Below are 16,393 nucleotides of genomic sequence, written 5' to 3' on the forward strand. Positions count from 1 at the left end.
CCCCCACTGATTAAAGTTTCACTTTATAGGAGTGGTAAAAATGAAAATTTACGTTGATGCAGATGCTTGTCCTGTAAAAGATGTAATTATTTTTGAAGCTACGAGTGCAGAAATTCCTGTAACTCTAGTTACTAGCTTTTCTCATTATTCTAATGCTCAGCAGCCTAAAGGTGTGGAAACAATTTATGTTGATTCTGGAGCAGATGCTGCAGATTACCGAATTATGCAGTTAGCAAAAAAAGAAGATTTAATCGTAACACAAGATTACGGTCTTGCTTCGCTCGCTTTAGCAAAAGGTTGTATCGTTCTACACCATAAAGGCTATAAGTATACGAATGATAACATTGAACAATTGTTACAAACACGATATTTAAGTGCAATGGTTCGAAAAAGTGGTAAGCGTACAAAGGGACCGAAACCATTTACAGCAGAAGATAAAGAGAAATTTAGAGCGCTCTTTAAAAGTATGATCGCACTTTAAAAATGAATTGTCTATTTGCTAGGAAAACTTCGCAAAACAAAGAAGAGAATATCCAAATGAACATTCTCTTCTTGAGGTTTACCCTTTTAAAATGAAGGTAAATTATCTAAGTTATTTTCTTTTATTCCATCCGGTTCACTACGTATAATATCTCTACCATACTTATGAAATACATCTACATGAGCTAACTTCCCTAATTTCGCTTCACTAAGAGCAGTCATATAATCTAACTCTCTCCCGCTACTTGTTTTAAACGCAATTAAATCACCATCATCATTTTTACGAACGGCAACAATTTCTTCTGCTCCTGAATTGACTTCATTGTCTACTTCAAATTGAGCTTGCTCTTCTCCTTGATGTAAGTAATCATTATAAACTTTTTCAAAGTCTTTATTGTCCATAACATTCACCTCCAACACATTTTTTAGTATGGTTGGGAGTTGTTGGTTTTATGTAATTTGCTCTAAACTTTTGTATTTTCAAACGAAAACATAGTACCCTTACTATTTGATTGTAAAGTGTATTTTATGTCGAACATCTTTGATATATCTTCAATATTTTTCAAACCAAGTCCTGTACCTTTACTATTTATATCAAACCCAATCCCATTATCTCTAAAGGAAACAATATTTTCATCTATATTAATTTTGAGTTTTTTAGCTTTTGAATGTTTAAGGACATTTTGAAAAATATTATCAAATAACCTTTGAATCCATAACTCATTACTATTCCATATCAACTCTTTATCTTGTGGATTATATACTAATTCAATTTTATGAATGCTATACAAATAGCTCCATTTTTTAATCATATTTTCTATTAAATCATGTATATTCACTTCATCATTCACAATATAAGTATTCTCTAAGGTCTCTGTAGATTGAATATTAAATTCGTTAGTTAAATCACTTATATATTGTATCTGCTCATACATTGATTCAAGTACTGGTGCTTGATCCTTGTACTCACCTTCTAAATAATATAATTGTAATCTGACCGCTGTTAAGGGTGTATTAATATCATGCCGTAATTTATTTAATAGTTCCTTTTTTATTTGTTCCTGTTGTTGTAGTTCTAATTCTCGATAAGTTGTTCTTTCTATAAGCAAGTTCACTGATTTAATCAGCTCTCCCATTTCATCATCGCTTTTAACATTTATTATATTAGGGATTTTTTTATCACTAGCTAAATCTCGAATCGTTTGATTTAATACATTAATTTTATTTAATACTGTGTTAATCGATTTTGAAAATACAAAAGCTAATATTAATAGTGATAATAAAAATATGATTAACATCGTAGGGTATGCATAGGATTCGTGAAAAGGAATGTTCTGATTTTTAGTTTTAAAGACAACATTATAAATAACTGATACTAAGATACTAATTGATAACAATAACAGTGGTACGCTAATAATAGCAGAGAATAATAGTAACTGATATTTTTTCTTTAAGTTCATTTCTTCATATAGGTATTTAATCTATACCCTTCTCCATATATGTTCTGAATAATATCACCTGTTTTATCATCAATTTTGGTTCTAATTTTCTTTATATGTACGTTCATGATATTTTGATTTCTATCTTCGAGTTGCCATAGGTAATCATAGAAGTGTTCTTTAGATAAAACTCTATCTCTATTTTCGTATAAATAGAAGAATATTTTACGTTCAATTGCTGTAAAAGCAACTTCATTACGCAAATCATTATTAAAAACTCTTTTATATTCTGCATCTATAAATAAATGGTTAATTTGCGTGAACGTACCATATTGATTATCTAACATTTTCTGAATCCTTAACAACAACTCTCTAGGGTCAAAAGGTTTTATCATGTATTCTTCTCCAATGGTCAAACCTTTTAGTTTACTATCCATATCATTCCTTGCTGATAGAAATATAATTGGAATATTTAATCCTAGATTTTTTATTTTCTTTGTAATTTGATAACCATCTTCGCCTGGTAACATAACATCCATTACGACTAAATCTATTTCATGAATTATATCAAGAACTTTCCTTCCCTCTTTCTCCCAACACACATTATACTTCTCACGCTGTAAAATTTTTTGTAATAAATCTCCTATAATCAAATCGTCTTCAACAATTAATACGTTATATACTTTCATTATGTAAGCCTTTCATTGCTAAAGTTACAATTGTTTAGTTCTTCACTACTTTATTCTTAAGAAAATCCATAGCAATTTTGTATATTTCATCAGAAGCATATAAATAAATACTATGTGTACCTTCAATTATTTTTACATCAGCTATTAATAACTTGCTAGCAAACTCCTTATAGTCTTCGTTTTTTTGCTTTGTATACTTCGAATCTTTATATTGCCTAGCAATCGCATCTATAAATAACATAGGTGTTTCTTTTGGGATTGATAAAGAATTTGATTTTTTACCGTTATTGTAGCTTTGTAAAAGTTCTTGCTTCATATCATCATTAAAAGCCCTCTTATACGTAAGCGCTTTATAAATATCTTTTTCCTGTTCGTTTAAAAAGGATTGACGAATGACTTCGGGATTATAAGTAATAGAGGGAGCTAATCTCTGAAAACCAATTTTCGTTAAAATATTCATCCCTTTTATTTTTAATGAATCAACCATACCTATTTTATTAGTCACATACTGTTTAGGTAAACCAATATCTAACGCAATAATCCCTTTTACTTCACTTGGATATTTTTGTGCCCAATAAATAGCCTCTATACCCGATAGAGAGTGTGGTACTAAAATGTAAGGTGGTTTATTTCCACTTCGAATAAGCGCTTCTCTCGTTTGTTCTAATATCGTATCAATATCTCTATCATCTTGAAAAACATCACTGTATCCATAACCCGCTCTCTCAATTACAGAAATCTTGTTTTCCTTCGAAAATTTACTATATAAGCCTTTCAATTCATAAACAGGAGCGGCAATTCCAGATCCGGCCATAAATACAAACGTATCCTCCCCGCTCCCTCCATTATAAACATTCACTTTTTTATTATCGAAATTAACAAGTTCGCCTTCATTCTTCATTAATTTCGATTCCATTTTTAATTGATAGTTATGATATATAAATACAACGCCTGTTCCAAAGAAAATCATACTAACACTCATTAAAAATATTATTTTCACTCGCTTTAATAATTTTTTCATTTGACACCCCTTTCAACCTATATTGAAAGGGTACAATATAAAAATAAATTTCTAATAAATTTTTCAAAATTAATATCTATTCATTGTTTCTAAGGATGAATCACTTTTAATACCTACGCAAACCCTTCAAAGTCTCCAATATATCATCTGTAAAGGCTGTACTACCTTCTGCCTCTAAAACTCTGAAATAAAAACTTCTTAGAAAAGTTCTAATATTTTGTACTAAAATAGCATGCTGCGGATGTCGAATGTCTTCAACAGTTGCTATACTATGTAACCAGTTGCTCCACTCTTCTTCAGTTAAAAGATTTTGGTTACGTAAAGACATAATCGGCTTTACTAATCTCTCATCTTCAAAGTGCACATACACGTAATCACTTAATCGAACCTTCTGACGAACAGCTGCAAGAATCGCATATGAAAACTCACGATTTTGTATAGTACGTGCTAAAGCATCAAGTGCATCAGCAGCGTGTGCTGTAGAATGTGCCCAACCTTTTCCTTCTACGTAACCTCTTACATCTTCTTCTAAATATACATATTCCAACACTTGTTCTGCCACACTGTACAGTTGTTCTTCAGATAAAAGTGGTTCTCTTTCATGAACAGATAAAATAAGTGGTGGAATTAGTACGGAGAATGCACGTTTAAATACAGAGTCTGTGCCCTTTTCACCAATTTTATAAAATAAATAATCAGGACTAATTGCTTGTAACATTAATCCTCGTAACTCTTTTTGTCTAAATTCATCATTTGTAATCCATGTGTGAAGCGTACTATAAATTAAATCATCACGTAATTCAGCATCAGGTGAACCGATATAATCTAACATCCACTGCGCATATGGATATGCATCTACGTCTTCTGGTACAGCATAATTATTATTTTTAATTTGTAGTAGTTCTTCTTTTAGTTCTAGTACTTCATTCATTATATTTCCTGTCCCCTTTTTACTTTATTAACATATTTTCGCCTTATCCCCTGTAATTGCCTATCCTTATATGAACTTGATTCAATTATATAAAATTTATCCTGATAAATAAAAGGAAATACATTAGAACATCGCAGTCTCTCACTTTGTTTACATGCATTTCATGTCAGTTTAAGTTATAAAATACAGTATGTTTTTTCTTTTATATTCAAACGTAGTTACAATAAAAGGTTGCATCATTTTAGAACTTGTTTAATAAACTCTGTTTTAGCTTTTGTGTATGCTTCTCTATCTTGGTTATATCTTTTAGCTAAATCTTGTTTCAGATTTGAATAATCATAAACTAATTGTGGATTTTCTCGTAAGCGGTTACGAAATAAAAGTTGATGGTCCCATCGCTCAATTCCTTTAACCATTAAATGCAGGTGTGCTACACGCCTATTATTCTTAACTTTCACAAAGAATCTTCTCCAAGGTCTTTCATCTAATTCTGGGCTTACATAATGCCAATTATATATGGCCAATGTAGCTGAAATATCTAGTACTCTTTCAAATGAGTCTATTTCAGCCATTAGATCAATGATAGGTTTTGCAGGTAAACCAGGTATGGATGTACTTCCTATATGTATTACTTTGCTTATACCTAGAGGAGCAAGCAGTTCATATAATTGCTGCTCTTCACATTGGCCTTTATCTTGCCAATCAGGATTTGCATTAACTATCTCTACTGACTCATTCGCCCATACAGGCCAATCGTTCAGATTATCTTTCTTATCCATCCAAAGCAGCCCCTTTCACGATTTTAGATTCCTTTAAATACAATTACCGGATCATCAAAATTACTATTTCGAAATACAATATCCGCACACTCTTTCGGATTATGCTAGTTCGTTTGCAAATGTTGTTTTTCCTGCAGCTGTAATACCACTTACTCCAACTCTTGTTGGATGTGTTAAATTTAATTTTAAAATATGATCTGCAATTTCTTTCATGCGTTGTATTCGGTTCATGATATTTCCTCCTACAATTAGTTTACATAACATGATTACAGGTGACAATTCATGCCATTATTTGTCGGTAAGTCGATATATCGAAAAAATCGTTGATATATTATGATTGGCTTACTTTCCCTTAAACCCTCGATATAAAGCAGTCCGTAATTCTTGTTTGTATTCTTCAATTTCTGGCATATCGAGTTCTTCTGCTAGTCTGATGGCTAGTTCAATATCATATGGTACACGTACGAGTTGAATAGAAAAGCTCGCTGCTTCTTTTTCATTATAAGCTCCTTCAAATATTAAATAGGAAGCTTGTGTAATTTCAAGAGGATTACCTACACTACCAGCATTACATAACGTTTTCCCTCTGAAATTTTGAACGAACGCTTGGTGAACGTCACCGTAGCAAACGACATCGGGTTTTCTTTCCCCTTCTATATTCTCTGTGAGCTCACTATTTTCGAACATACTAATACGCTCTTCTCTTGAGGCATGTGGTTGAATTCTTTCATATAAACTTCTCGGTGAAGCGTGGAACATACGAATCAGTTTGCCGCTCATAAAAAATTCGATTGAAAATGGTAAGCTTCTTAAATAGTCATTTTGTTCTTCTGATAATTGTTTTTGATGCCATTTTAAGGCTTCAAATTCAGTCGGTTTTGTAATGAAATCATCCCAGTTTCCCATTACAACTCCATCACATTCTTTACGAATGATTTTAATCACTTCGCTAGAATGAGGGCCTTTTCCGACTAAATCTCCAAGACAAATGATGCGCTCAATTCCTCTTAATTTAATATCTTGCAGCACAGATTCTAAAGCTGGAATATTACCGTGAATATCTGAAATTACCGCTATTTTATCCATATAAATCCCTCCATTACTTATTGTTTATTATATCCTCATGTTGTGATTGATACCATTTTGGAATATAGGATGAAAAATTGTTATGATTTTCTAAAATTCCGTTTAATCTTTCCTTCATATCATCTACTAAATGTGGCGTGCTTCGGTTTGTCCATACGATATCAGCTGGGAATGTCATTGCTGCATATAATGAATACAGTTGCCAAAAATGAAGTGACGGTTCTCCCCCGCAATAACCGTGAACTTGTCCAACCGCAAATGGTTTACTTATTCTTGTAGTAAAGATCGCTACGTTATAAAAATCATGTATTGGATCGCCAAAATCATATCCACCAAAATCGATAACGATAAACTCCTTATTATGAATCATACTATTTGCTGGATGGAAGTCATCGTGTAAAAATGTGATTGGGCGATTTTTCAATAATTGTTTATGCTCCCCTACAAAACTTAATACTGGCTTCAAATCAAGGAAGTCTATTTCATAGTTTGCTAACGCTTCTACGTATCTTTCGTATTTATTCCATCGAACCGTTTCCCATTTATTACTTGCACTTTCTCTTTCAATTGAGTGGATTCTCTTTAATACTTCTCCTGCTTTTCTTCCTGCATAATACTGTTCTTCCACCGATAGTTTCCCTAGACCTTCTTCACCATTTACACCTTGGATCCATTCAAATACTTGAATACATTTATTTAAATCCTCCAGCTTTATAAAATGAATTAACTTAGGCGTAGGAATATGTAATAACTCTAATTGTTTCATATACGTATATTCTTCTTGTTTACGTTCAAAATGAACAGCATCACATATTTTTACAAAATATGTCACTCTATTTTCTAATTCTATTTTATATTTCTCTTCATGTGAAAAACCTTTTGAAATAGCTGTACACTTTGTAATACGAGGCCATTCTAGTTTTCTCTCTATCTCTCTAAGTATTTCTTCCACTATGTTCACCTCTATCAATATATGTACAAACTACCTAACACTTCATGCTCTCGTTTATTTTCCCCATTACACTCCACTGCAAATGGATATTCGCCATGATGATTCAAACGTTCTAGTACTAACCCTTCTCCTTTTGGTTCACAAAACTGCACATGAACATCACCAAATGATACGCTTTGACACTCTGCATTCCATTCTTCATTTTTAACGACCTGGTTTGCAGTTAGCCCCATTACTTCTTTCCATTTCCGTACTGTTTCTCGAACATTTTTCACTGCGTAATGAATCGTTTCAATTTGTTGTACTTTGTTTTTATGTTCAGTGATCGTCCCTATGTTACGTAAATCGTTTCTTCTTTCTTCATCCGTTTCATTCCATTGTATAAAGAATGGTAATTTCGGTCCGTTTTCCTCTTGCTTTACAAATAACATTTTCCATTCTAAAAGGCGGCCATCTTTTCTCATACGTTTCCCTTCAAATGGTCCTATCGTATGTAAACCTTGCTTACTAAACTTAACTGCTAGGTCTTCAATGGCATCTGCTCGAATTGCGATTTGTAGCATTCCTTCTCCGTCTTGTAATTTCACTACTGTTTCTTGTACTAATGGATTGTCTGCTTTCTTCGCTTTTTCTTCATGCTGAATTGCTAAAAATTCTATATAGGATAAATCAAAATAACATAAACTATTCCAAGTACCCCAGGTCGTATGCTCTCCGCCTAGTGCAGTATGAAATCCACGCTTCTGCATTTGTTTCGCCGCTTCCTCCGGTGTACCATGTACTGCGTGTACGAGATGATCAAATCGTAACATGTCTTTCTCCCCTTTCTCTCCATCCTTTTATTGTATATTTTATTTTTCTTTCATTCAATTCAAAAAACTTTAAAACCCAGTTGATTTATACGATTAATATGTATTATAATGAAACAAATTTAATTATTGCTGATTGGAAAAACCAAAGGCACTTTTCTCATACGGGAAAAGTGTCTTTTTCATTTATTATTACAGGGGGATTATTTATGCAGAAATTAATTGTCTTTGCTATTATTGGATTTTTCGCTCAATTGATTGATGGGGCGCTTGGAATGGCGTACGGGGTAACATCTACCTCACTATTATTAATGTTTGGTATCGCACCGGCTGTAGCTTCCGCATCTGTTCATTTAGCTGAGGTCGTTACAACCGCCGCTTCTGGTGCATCTCACCTCAAATTTGGAAACGTTGATAAATATACCGTTTCCAGGCTTACATTGCCAGGAGCAATTGGCGCATTTATTGGAGCATGTTTTTTAAGTAATTTACCTGGCGATGTAATTAAACCGTACATTTCCGTATTTTTATTTACTTTAGGGGTTTATATTTTATTACGATTCCTCATTCAAAAACAAATTGTTACTTCAAATAAGCGTATGTCTGCTAAACAGCTTGTTCCGCTTGGCTTATTTGCTGGATTCGTTGATTCAACTGGTGGTGGTGGCTGGGGTCCGATTACGACACCTGTGCTTTTGGCAAGAGGAAATGAAGCTAGAAAAGTTATCGGATCTGTAGACACGAGTGAGTTTCCTGTCTCACTCGCTGCAACAATCGGCTTTTTCATTTCTCTTGGCTGGGAACAAGTAAGCTGGGTTTGGGTATTTTCTCTTATGCTCGGTGGTATCGTTGCGGCACCGATCGCTGCATGGCTAGTGCGCATCGTTCCTTCTCATTTACTTGGCGTATTAGTTGGCGGCCTTATTATCTTTACAAACATTCGTACACTGCTTACTACATTTAAAGTTGATCCAACTATTATTTCACTTTCTTACGTGGCAGTTGGTCTTGTCGTTATTATTTCTATTTTCATTGCTGTTCGCAATCATTCCAAGCGTTCTAACGCATCGACAGCTGGATATCCGAATGATCAAAAACAAATGCTACCATAACGATAAAAATACCGCCCGATATACTTCGAGCGGTATTTTTTATTGTTCTATTTTCCAATTAATCATCGTTTCTGTAGTGCCAATTCTCTTCATATGTAGTTTCTCTAATACACGAATCGAGCTAATATTTTCAAGAAGTGTCTCTGCAATAATCGTTTCTACCTCTTCTGTTTGAAAAGCCCAATTTATTAGCTCTCTTACAGCTTCTGTCGCATACCCTTTATTCCAATATTTCTCAATAAATCCGTAACCAATTTCTACTATATGTTCCTCATTTGGTTTCCCTTTAAACCCTATATCACCTAGAACGATGTCATCTTCTTTTCGAATGACATACCACGCCCCCCAAGGTAATACTTCCTTATCTTTTTTTACAGTTTCTACATGTCCTACAATATGTGGACCACTATCATATCCTTGCTTGCTCGCAACGTGCATCCTCTCTTCTGTACACGGTACTATATAGAGCCTTTCTGTTTCTAATTTCATGTTGATTTCCCCTTTTCAATTAAACAATACTTCAATTTTACTAGAAATAAAAAGAATATTCATTCTATTTATCAGATTTATACTTATTCTTTGAAACGAATTTAAGGAATAATCCTCTTTTGATACTTATGTCGAATTATATTTTCTGAATTTTCTTTTAATTTTAGAGGGTTTTTCAATATTTTTTGCGAAACATTTGTATAACAATTTTTTCTTTGCTTATTGTTACATAATAGTAGGTTCGAGTGGAGTTTTGCAAGCGTTTCCTATACAATAACCGATATTTTTTGACTTTTCCTAACAAAATATCTTGCAATATATTCAGAAAGTCATTACAATTGCCATATATTAAAAATCTTAGCAATATATCAAATCCTCATCAATCCGATGAGGTAGAGGTTGCGACTTTTATGAGTAAAACGGACGAGACACAGAGAATGTCACCGACTCCGTTTGAAAGGAAAAGTTGCCGAAGTTTATATTTCTTCTCTGGAATTATGAGCTGGGTCTGTCTCCGAAAGGAACAGAACTGTCACGTTTACAAAATTACCGTGTAAACGTGGGGTGCTATCTTAACGGAAGGGTATGATGGGGTGGTTATTTGTGAAACGTTCCGCCAAATTCCTTTGGCGGTTTTTTGTATTTTTCTCCCCCGTTCCTTCCTATCTTACAAGAAAAGGAGTGTTGAACATGAATAGCGCAACGAATCAAGCTACCTCTAAAACGCAAAGTACACAAGGACAAGGTGAATTAAAACGCGGATTAAAATCTCGTCACCTTACGATGATTTCTCTCGGTGGTACAATCGGTACCGGACTATTTCTTGCCAGCGGTGGTGTCATCCATTCAGCTGGACCTGGCGGCGCATTAATTGCATACGCCGCAATTGGGATTATGGTTTACTTTTTAATGACAAGCTTAGCTGAACTCGCAGCTTACATGCCTGTTACTGGATCTTTTAGTACTTATGCAACAAAATTTGTTGATCCGTCCCTTGGCTTTGCACTTGGATGGAACTATTGGTATAACTGGGCCATTACAATTGCTGCTGAACTCGCTGCTGTAACATTAATTATGAAATTTTGGTTCCCAGATACCCCTTCTCTTATTTGGAGTGGATTATGTTTAGCTATTATTTTCCTTTTAAACTATTTATCTGTTAAAGGGTTTGGTGAATCTGAATATTGGTTCGCACTTATTAAAGTAGTTACTATTATTATCTTTTTAATTGTCGGCTTCATGATGATTTTCGGAATTATGGGCGGCGAATCTGTTGGCTTTAAAAACTTCACTGTTGCAGATGCACCATTTAATGGCGGCATTATGGCAATTATCGGTGTATTTATGGCTGCTGGGTTCTCCTTCCAAGGAACTGAATTATTAGGAGTTGCTGCTGGTGAAACTGCTGATCCAGAGCGCAACATTCCAAAAGCAATTCGTTCTATCTTTTGGCGTATTCTTTTATTCTATATCCTTGCGATTCTCGTTATCGGTTTATTAATTCCTTATACAACTGAAAGCCTTGCCGCAAGTGATGTTACAGTAAGTCCATTTACACTTATTTTTGAAAAAGCTGGCGTTGCTTTTGCTGCTTCTGTTATGAACGCTGTTATTTTAACGGCAGTACTATCTGCTGGTAACTCTGGTATGTATGCATCAACTCGTATGCTTTGGGACTTAGCTCGCCAAGGTAAAGCACCAAAATTCTTAGGGAAATTAGACAGCCGCGGTGTACCTGTTAACGCATTAATCGCAACGTCAATTGTCGGTAGTATCGCTTTCATTGCTTCTTTATTCGGTGACGGCGTTGTATACATTTGGTTATTAAACGCATCTGGAATGTCTGGCTTTATCGCATGGGTCGGAATCGCAATTAGTCATTATCGTTTCCGCAAAGCATATATTGCTCAAGGTAAAGATTTAAAAGACTTACCATATAGAGCAAAATGGTTCCCGTTCGGTCCAATCTTCGCATTTGCACTTTGTGTCATCGTAATTTTAGGTCAAAACTACGGGGCATTTATGGGTGAATCAATTGATTGGAACGGCGTACTCGTTTCTTATATCGGATTACCACTCTTCTTAGTACTATGGTTAGGATATAAATTTACGAAGAAAACAAAAGTGATTCCGCTTGATAAATGTGAATTGAAATAAAGTGAAAAGAGCAAACAAATTTGTTTGCTCTTTTTTTATTCCGATGCTTCTCCCTTCCCTATTGCTCCTGTTTTTGCAATAATAAAGGAAATATAAATAAAGGTTGGGATACGATGAACATTCGCATTACTGATGAAGCAAAAGCAGCTATACATAGATTAGAACGTAAAGACAAAAAAATCATTCGCATTAGAGGAACAATGACAAACTCTTGTAGTATTTTCGTTGATGTGGATTTAATTTGGGATACATATAATGTAGATGACGTTGTATATGAAGATGCTGATTTTATCGTACAAATGGATTCATTTACGAAAGACTACACTGGTGATACGGTGAAACTTGATTATAAGACGACTGGTTTTAGTATTACGACTCCGAGTGAGACTTTGGTTTATGGGTTGTCGATTAAAAAATAAAAATTGTTTTCAGCTGACCAATGAGGTGAAAAAATGGGTAAATATGTTCCGTTAAAATTTTTATTTAACGAAGAATCAGCAAAAAATATGGCCGATTCTATTTGTAAGCACGATCCTACTTTCCCTAAAAGAAACTTCGTATCTTCCGTAACATGTAAAGTTGAAACTTTAGAGTTACAGCAGCGTATTGAAGTAATAGCAGATGAATTACATCATGCATTACAAAAAGATTTTAATGAAGCAATTCATATTTTACTGAAAACATTGGGACCAGAAAATACTACAGAAGTAGGTACATTTACAAACGGATATATGTACATGCCTATTGCAAAATACGTTGAAAAATATGGGCTTAACGATTTTGAATCCTCATTTAACGCCATGTATGAAATAACAAAAAGGAATACTGCTGAATATGCTATTCGGCCTTTTCTTGAGACATACCATGAAGATACACTAAACATATTAGAACAGTGGATTCATGACGAAAACAGCCACATTAGAAGATTGGTTTCAGAAGGTACAAGACCAAGACTTCCTTGGGCAAAAAAAACAGGAGCTCTGAAAGGTGACTTTAAGAACAATTTACAGCTTCTTGAACCATTAATGAATGATCCTTCTAAATATGTCCAAAAATCAGTAGCCAATCATATTAACGATATTACGAAAGAAGATAAAGAACTCGTTTTTCAATGGTTACAGCAATTACGTGATAAACAGCATCTTGTTAACCCTTGGATTATAAAACATGGGTTAAGAACGGTGATAAAAAATGGTACTTTACCAAAAGATTTTTGTTTTTAAGTATTTTTAAATGAAAACGGCCTAAACAAAAACGCTTATGCTTCAAGAATGAAGTATAAGCATTTCTTCTCTTTAAAACATTATCCCTGCCTTAAAATATTTTGAAACATTTCCGGTTTATTTTGTTTAAAGCTCTCTATTATTTCTTTTCCAAATATCGTTATACTTTTCTCCCAAGGATGGCCTAAATACCCCCACTTAAAGTCTTTCTGAATAAAGAAATAGTAATCACCATTCGGAAATATTGGTATACTCCACTCATAAAATTCATTTCTTTCAAACTCTAAGTGTGGATTCACCCAATAACACTCATGTTGCCAATCCAGTGCCATCATATATTCATTCGATGCTGTATTCTCTTTGAAAACTTTTAATGCTTTTTCCTCAAGTTCATCATATACATTTAAATCTACCAACTCTCCAAAATAATGAGAGATGTCATATGTGATAAACGGTCCCGGTACTTTAAACGATGGAAATATTGAAACACTTGGTGAAAACTCATAATCACTATATACTTTATCCCAAATTCGATCGTACTCTTTATCTGTAAACTCAATCCAATTTTTCATTAAATATCTACCTTCTCTTTATATTTCAAAGGAATTCCACTCAAAAATCCCGAATATATAAATAATCATTCTCGCAAGGAGCGAATTTATATGCATCTATTCGAACACGAAACGTAAATCCGTTTCACTTTTATAAGAGGTCCTCCTTTTTACTTTTCTCATCATATCATTCATTTACAAAGTAGGAGGGTACAATTATGAAACGTGATCCATTATTTTTAACTTTATTAGACAGTGCAAATACAAATTTTAGCGGCTGGGATTTTTCTTTCATTTCAGAAACGGGTCGAATGAATAGTGAGCCTTTATCGTGGTCGTACGGTAGCACTGCTTTCCAGCTTATACAACACGCAAAATCAATGCTAGATATGGGCACTGGCGGTGGAGAGCTTTTATCTATGTTACAACCGTTCCCGCCAACTATTTATGCTACTGAGGGCTACGCCCCAAACGTGCCAATTGCCCGAAAGAAATTAGAGCCTTTAGGGGTTATTGTTGTAGAAGTAAAGGATGATGATGCCCTACCACTTCAAGATGCTCAATTTGATTTAATTGTGAACCAACATGAATCCTATGCTGCTTCTGAGGTAAACCGAATCCTTTCTCCTAATGGAATATTTCTTACCCAACAAGCTGGTGGTCTTGATTGCGCAGAACTTAATAAGCAGTTTGGCACACCACTAAATAGCGAATTTGCAAGTTGGTCACTCGAAACTGCATGTAATGAGCTAAAGGAAAATGGATTTACTATTTTAGAAGAAAAAGAAGAGTTCCCCTTTCAACGCTTTTATGATATTGGCGCTATCGTATATTATTTAAAAGCGATTCCGTGGCAAATTCCTGATTTTACTGTCGAAAGGTATTATGAGGAATTATATCGCATACATGAGATTATGTTGCAAAAAGGCTATTTTGATGTGAAGCAACATCGCTTTATCATTAAAGCGATTCGCAACTAATCATAGAGTATATGAAAATGAAAAAGAGATGGATCTACCATCTCTTTTTTTATTTTCACTCAATATTTGATATATTTAAAAACTTAGTTTCGCAGTAATAGCCTTTGCCGCCAACATAAACCTTTTCTATTTTATTGTTGCTGTTGATTGCTAATTTAACTAATATTTCGGAAGGCGATTGCAAAGAATAACCTTGTTCAAATACATAAACTTCTTTTTGTAAGTAGTGCTGTTCATATAGATAGCAAGCTAATGCACCGTTTGAAGTTCCCGTCGCTGCTTCTTCATTGATGTCATATAGTGGAGCAAAGTTTCTGCATATTATTCGATTGTCATTAAAAGTATATAGATGCATCCCGACAACATTATAATACTTGCTGATTTCTTTAATTTTTTCAAAATTAGGTTGCAGTGTATGTAATTGTGTTTCGCTTTTTATAGGAATTAAAATATCTTTTAATCCCGTGGAGACAATTTGAATTGGGTATGTATTGTCTATAGCCTTAATATCAAAACAGTCAATGAACTCGTTTGGAGATACAACATCATAAAATATTGGTTCGTTTTGCTCCATAAATATGATGTCATCTTTTATGGCAATAGTAAGAACACCGCTGTTCGTTTCAATCGTATAGCGATTCCTGAAAAGTTTATTTACATGCATTAGTATCACGAAAGAGCCAATTGTCGCATGACCACATAAATCAACTTCCTCTTTTGGTGTAAAATACTCAATTTTATAATCAGCAACTTTAGATTCTGATATAAATGCGGTTTCCGCGTAGCCCAGTTGTTTAGCTATTGCCATTTTTTGAGTAGTGGTCAATGTATTCTCCATAAATACCACTCCTGCTCTATTTCCACCTTTATGATCCTTACTAAATGCACTTGCAACATAAACGGATATTTTCATAAGACACCTTCCTTCCTCACTTATAGTAAATTGTAGCATAGAACATACTACGTATATATATCGTTGGATAAATTCGCCATAAAGCAAAGGACAAAATACTTTTTAGCATCTAAACTCTCCAAAAATATTTTGTCTACAGCCTGAGAGATGGATCTACCATCTCTTTTTCCCCGTTTATTTTTTAAAATTTTGTGGTGGCTTCTAGATTGTTAAGTACGTTCACGTCTCGCAATCGCATCAGCTAATGTGATAAATTGCTCATACGTTATCTTTCCTGTTACCTTCGCTTTAATAATCTTTTCCATTTCTTTTGTAATAATCCTACCCTCTATCGCTAGACTTGCTTTAGCTTCTTCGATAGCTTCATTTAGTTCTTCCTCACTTTTGAATGCCATAATTTAAGTTATCTCCTTCACATCATTTTATTTACTCTTTCAATATGAGAAAAGTAATACCCCTTTTCATCCTTTGCGTTACTCATCATACTTTGACCATCTACATCTATCTTACTAATCTCATTTCCTTTCTTATCATACGCATATATGTAACCACCATCTTTCATTGCATTTGAATACGAAACAAGATAATCCGCTTTTGGAATATTTTTAAGTTCTTTCTCACTTTTAGAACAAGCTATAAAAAGGAGCATCGTACATATAACAGTTATGCCTAATGAAATGTATTTCTGGAATATTTCATCACCTCGCATATAAAATGAGAGCAATCAACATAAAAATGCTGATTGCTCTATTAAAATAATCTCTACTAGATTATAAGAGTGA

Annotated in this window: 20 protein-coding genes, 1 pseudogene and 1 riboswitch; of the genes and pseudogenes, 6 read left to right on the top strand and 15 right to left on the bottom strand. The window is 34.0% G+C overall.

Annotated features, from left to right (window positions below; genetic code table 11):
• The first annotated feature begins 40 nt into the window (after positions 1-40).
• A complete protein-coding gene (locus GFJ36_RS15890; RefSeq protein ID WP_016077523.1) occupies positions 41-481 on the top strand; it encodes a YaiI/YqxD family protein in 441 nt (146 codons plus the stop codon).
• 86 nt (positions 482-567) lie between these two features.
• On the opposite strand, the gene GFJ36_RS15895 is transcribed toward GFJ36_RS15890, so the two are convergent.
• The 10 genes from GFJ36_RS15895 to GFJ36_RS15935 form a co-directional block, all read right to left on the bottom strand.
• Complete coding sequence (locus GFJ36_RS15895) at positions 568-882, bottom strand: DUF3892 domain-containing protein (RefSeq protein WP_071759066.1); 315 nt, start codon at positions 880-882, stop codon at positions 568-570.
• 62 nt (positions 883-944) lie between these two features.
• A complete protein-coding gene (locus GFJ36_RS15900; protein ID WP_048526233.1) occupies positions 945-1,940 on the bottom strand; it encodes a sensor histidine kinase in 996 nt (331 codons plus the stop codon).
• Positions 1,937-2,608 carry a response regulator transcription factor gene (locus tag GFJ36_RS15905; protein ID WP_097890261.1) on the bottom strand — a complete coding sequence of 224 codons (672 nt, stop codon included), beginning with the start codon at positions 2,606-2,608 and terminating at the stop codon, positions 1,937-1,939. The genes GFJ36_RS15900 and GFJ36_RS15905 overlap by 4 nt, the downstream gene beginning before the upstream one ends.
• 34 nt (positions 2,609-2,642) lie before the next feature.
• Positions 2,643-3,629 (bottom strand): alpha/beta fold hydrolase, encoded by a 987-nt coding sequence (locus GFJ36_RS15910; protein ID WP_097890262.1) that lies wholly within the window; start codon positions 3,627-3,629, stop codon positions 2,643-2,645.
• A 106-nt stretch (positions 3,630-3,735) separates the two neighbouring features.
• A complete protein-coding gene (locus GFJ36_RS15915) occupies positions 3,736-4,560 on the bottom strand; it encodes a DUF2785 domain-containing protein (protein ID WP_097890263.1) in 825 nt (274 codons plus the stop codon).
• A gap of 236 nt (positions 4,561-4,796) precedes the next feature.
• The gene (locus GFJ36_RS15920; RefSeq protein ID WP_097890265.1) at positions 4,797-5,339 is read right to left on the bottom strand and encodes a GrpB family protein; all 543 of its coding nucleotides are present in this window, start codon (positions 5,337-5,339) and stop codon (positions 4,797-4,799) included.
• 99 nt (positions 5,340-5,438) lie between these two features.
• Entirely contained in the window at positions 5,439-5,570 is a 132-nt protein-coding gene (locus GFJ36_RS29995) for a hypothetical protein (protein WP_255288434.1), read from the bottom strand.
• Positions 5,571-5,681: 111 nt separating this feature from the next.
• Positions 5,682-6,425 carry a metallophosphoesterase family protein gene (locus GFJ36_RS15925; RefSeq protein WP_097890267.1) on the bottom strand — a complete coding sequence of 248 codons (744 nt, stop codon included), beginning with the start codon at positions 6,423-6,425 and terminating at the stop codon, positions 5,682-5,684.
• Positions 6,426-6,438: 13 nt separating this feature from the next.
• A complete protein-coding gene (locus GFJ36_RS15930; RefSeq protein WP_097890269.1) occupies positions 6,439-7,377 on the bottom strand; it encodes an aminoglycoside phosphotransferase family protein in 939 nt (312 codons plus the stop codon).
• Between the two features lie 14 nt (positions 7,378-7,391).
• Positions 7,392-8,189: a VOC family protein gene (locus GFJ36_RS15935; protein WP_097890271.1), complete on the bottom strand. Its 798-nt coding sequence runs from the start codon at positions 8,187-8,189 to the stop codon at positions 7,392-7,394.
• 98 nt (positions 8,190-8,287) lie between these two features.
• Here GFJ36_RS15935 and GFJ36_RS15940 point away from each other — a divergent pair, with 98 nt between their 5' ends.
• Entirely contained in the window at positions 8,288-9,298 is a 1,011-nt protein-coding gene (locus tag GFJ36_RS15940; protein WP_137036310.1) for a sulfite exporter TauE/SafE family protein, read from the top strand.
• Positions 9,299-9,337: 39 nt separating this feature from the next.
• Here GFJ36_RS15940 and GFJ36_RS15945 read toward each other — a convergent pair whose 3' ends face one another.
• Positions 9,338-9,787: a GNAT family N-acetyltransferase gene (locus GFJ36_RS15945; RefSeq protein ID WP_048547765.1), complete on the bottom strand. Its 450-nt coding sequence runs from the start codon at positions 9,785-9,787 to the stop codon at positions 9,338-9,340.
• A 385-nt stretch (positions 9,788-10,172) separates the two neighbouring features.
• Positions 10,173-10,365: riboswitch (Lysine riboswitch) on the top strand.
• Between the two features lie 112 nt (positions 10,366-10,477).
• On the opposite strand from GFJ36_RS15945, the gene GFJ36_RS15950 reads away from it, so the two are divergent.
• The 3 genes from GFJ36_RS15950 (at position 10,478) to GFJ36_RS15960 (ending at position 13,167) form a co-directional block, all read left to right on the top strand.
• The gene (locus tag GFJ36_RS15950; RefSeq protein ID WP_097890273.1) at positions 10,478-11,944 is read left to right on the top strand and encodes an amino acid permease; all 1,467 of its coding nucleotides are present in this window, start codon (positions 10,478-10,480) and stop codon (positions 11,942-11,944) included.
• A 113-nt stretch (positions 11,945-12,057) separates the two neighbouring features.
• Positions 12,058-12,363 carry an iron-sulfur cluster biosynthesis family protein gene (locus GFJ36_RS15955; protein WP_137036311.1) on the top strand — a complete coding sequence of 102 codons (306 nt, stop codon included), beginning with the start codon at positions 12,058-12,060 and terminating at the stop codon, positions 12,361-12,363.
• A gap of 33 nt (positions 12,364-12,396) precedes the next feature.
• Positions 12,397-13,167, top strand: a complete 771-nt coding sequence (locus tag GFJ36_RS15960) for a DNA alkylation repair protein (RefSeq protein ID WP_098147944.1) — start codon at positions 12,397-12,399, stop codon at positions 13,165-13,167.
• Positions 13,168-13,247: 80 nt separating this feature from the next.
• Here GFJ36_RS15960 and GFJ36_RS15965 read toward each other — a convergent pair whose 3' ends face one another.
• Positions 13,248-13,739, bottom strand: a complete 492-nt coding sequence (locus GFJ36_RS15965; protein ID WP_097890279.1) for a DUF2716 domain-containing protein — start codon at positions 13,737-13,739, stop codon at positions 13,248-13,250.
• 197 nt (positions 13,740-13,936) lie between these two features.
• Between GFJ36_RS15965 and GFJ36_RS15970 the strand changes: the two genes are divergently transcribed.
• Positions 13,937-14,698 carry a class I SAM-dependent methyltransferase gene (locus tag GFJ36_RS15970; protein WP_097890281.1) on the top strand — a complete coding sequence of 254 codons (762 nt, stop codon included), beginning with the start codon at positions 13,937-13,939 and terminating at the stop codon, positions 14,696-14,698.
• 55 nt (positions 14,699-14,753) lie between these two features.
• On the opposite strand, the gene GFJ36_RS15975 is transcribed toward GFJ36_RS15970, so the two are convergent.
• From GFJ36_RS15975 to GFJ36_RS15985, 3 genes and pseudogenes are all read right to left on the bottom strand, one after another.
• Positions 14,754-15,611 (bottom strand): PhzF family phenazine biosynthesis protein, encoded by an 858-nt coding sequence (locus GFJ36_RS15975; protein ID WP_137035977.1) that lies wholly within the window; start codon positions 15,609-15,611, stop codon positions 14,754-14,756.
• 209 nt (positions 15,612-15,820) lie between these two features.
• Positions 15,821-16,006: a hypothetical protein gene (locus tag GFJ36_RS15980; RefSeq protein WP_097890285.1), complete on the bottom strand. Its 186-nt coding sequence runs from the start codon at positions 16,004-16,006 to the stop codon at positions 15,821-15,823.
• 47 nt (positions 16,007-16,053) lie between these two features.
• Positions 16,054-16,305, bottom strand: a pseudogene (locus GFJ36_RS15985) (hypothetical protein); the annotation flags it as partial.
• Positions 16,306-16,393 lie beyond the last annotated feature (88 nt).

The organism is Bacillus sp. EE-W1 (genome assembly GCF_009760835.1).
Classification (GTDB): Bacteria; Bacillota; Bacilli; order Bacillales; family Bacillaceae_G; genus Bacillus_A; species Bacillus_A wiedmannii.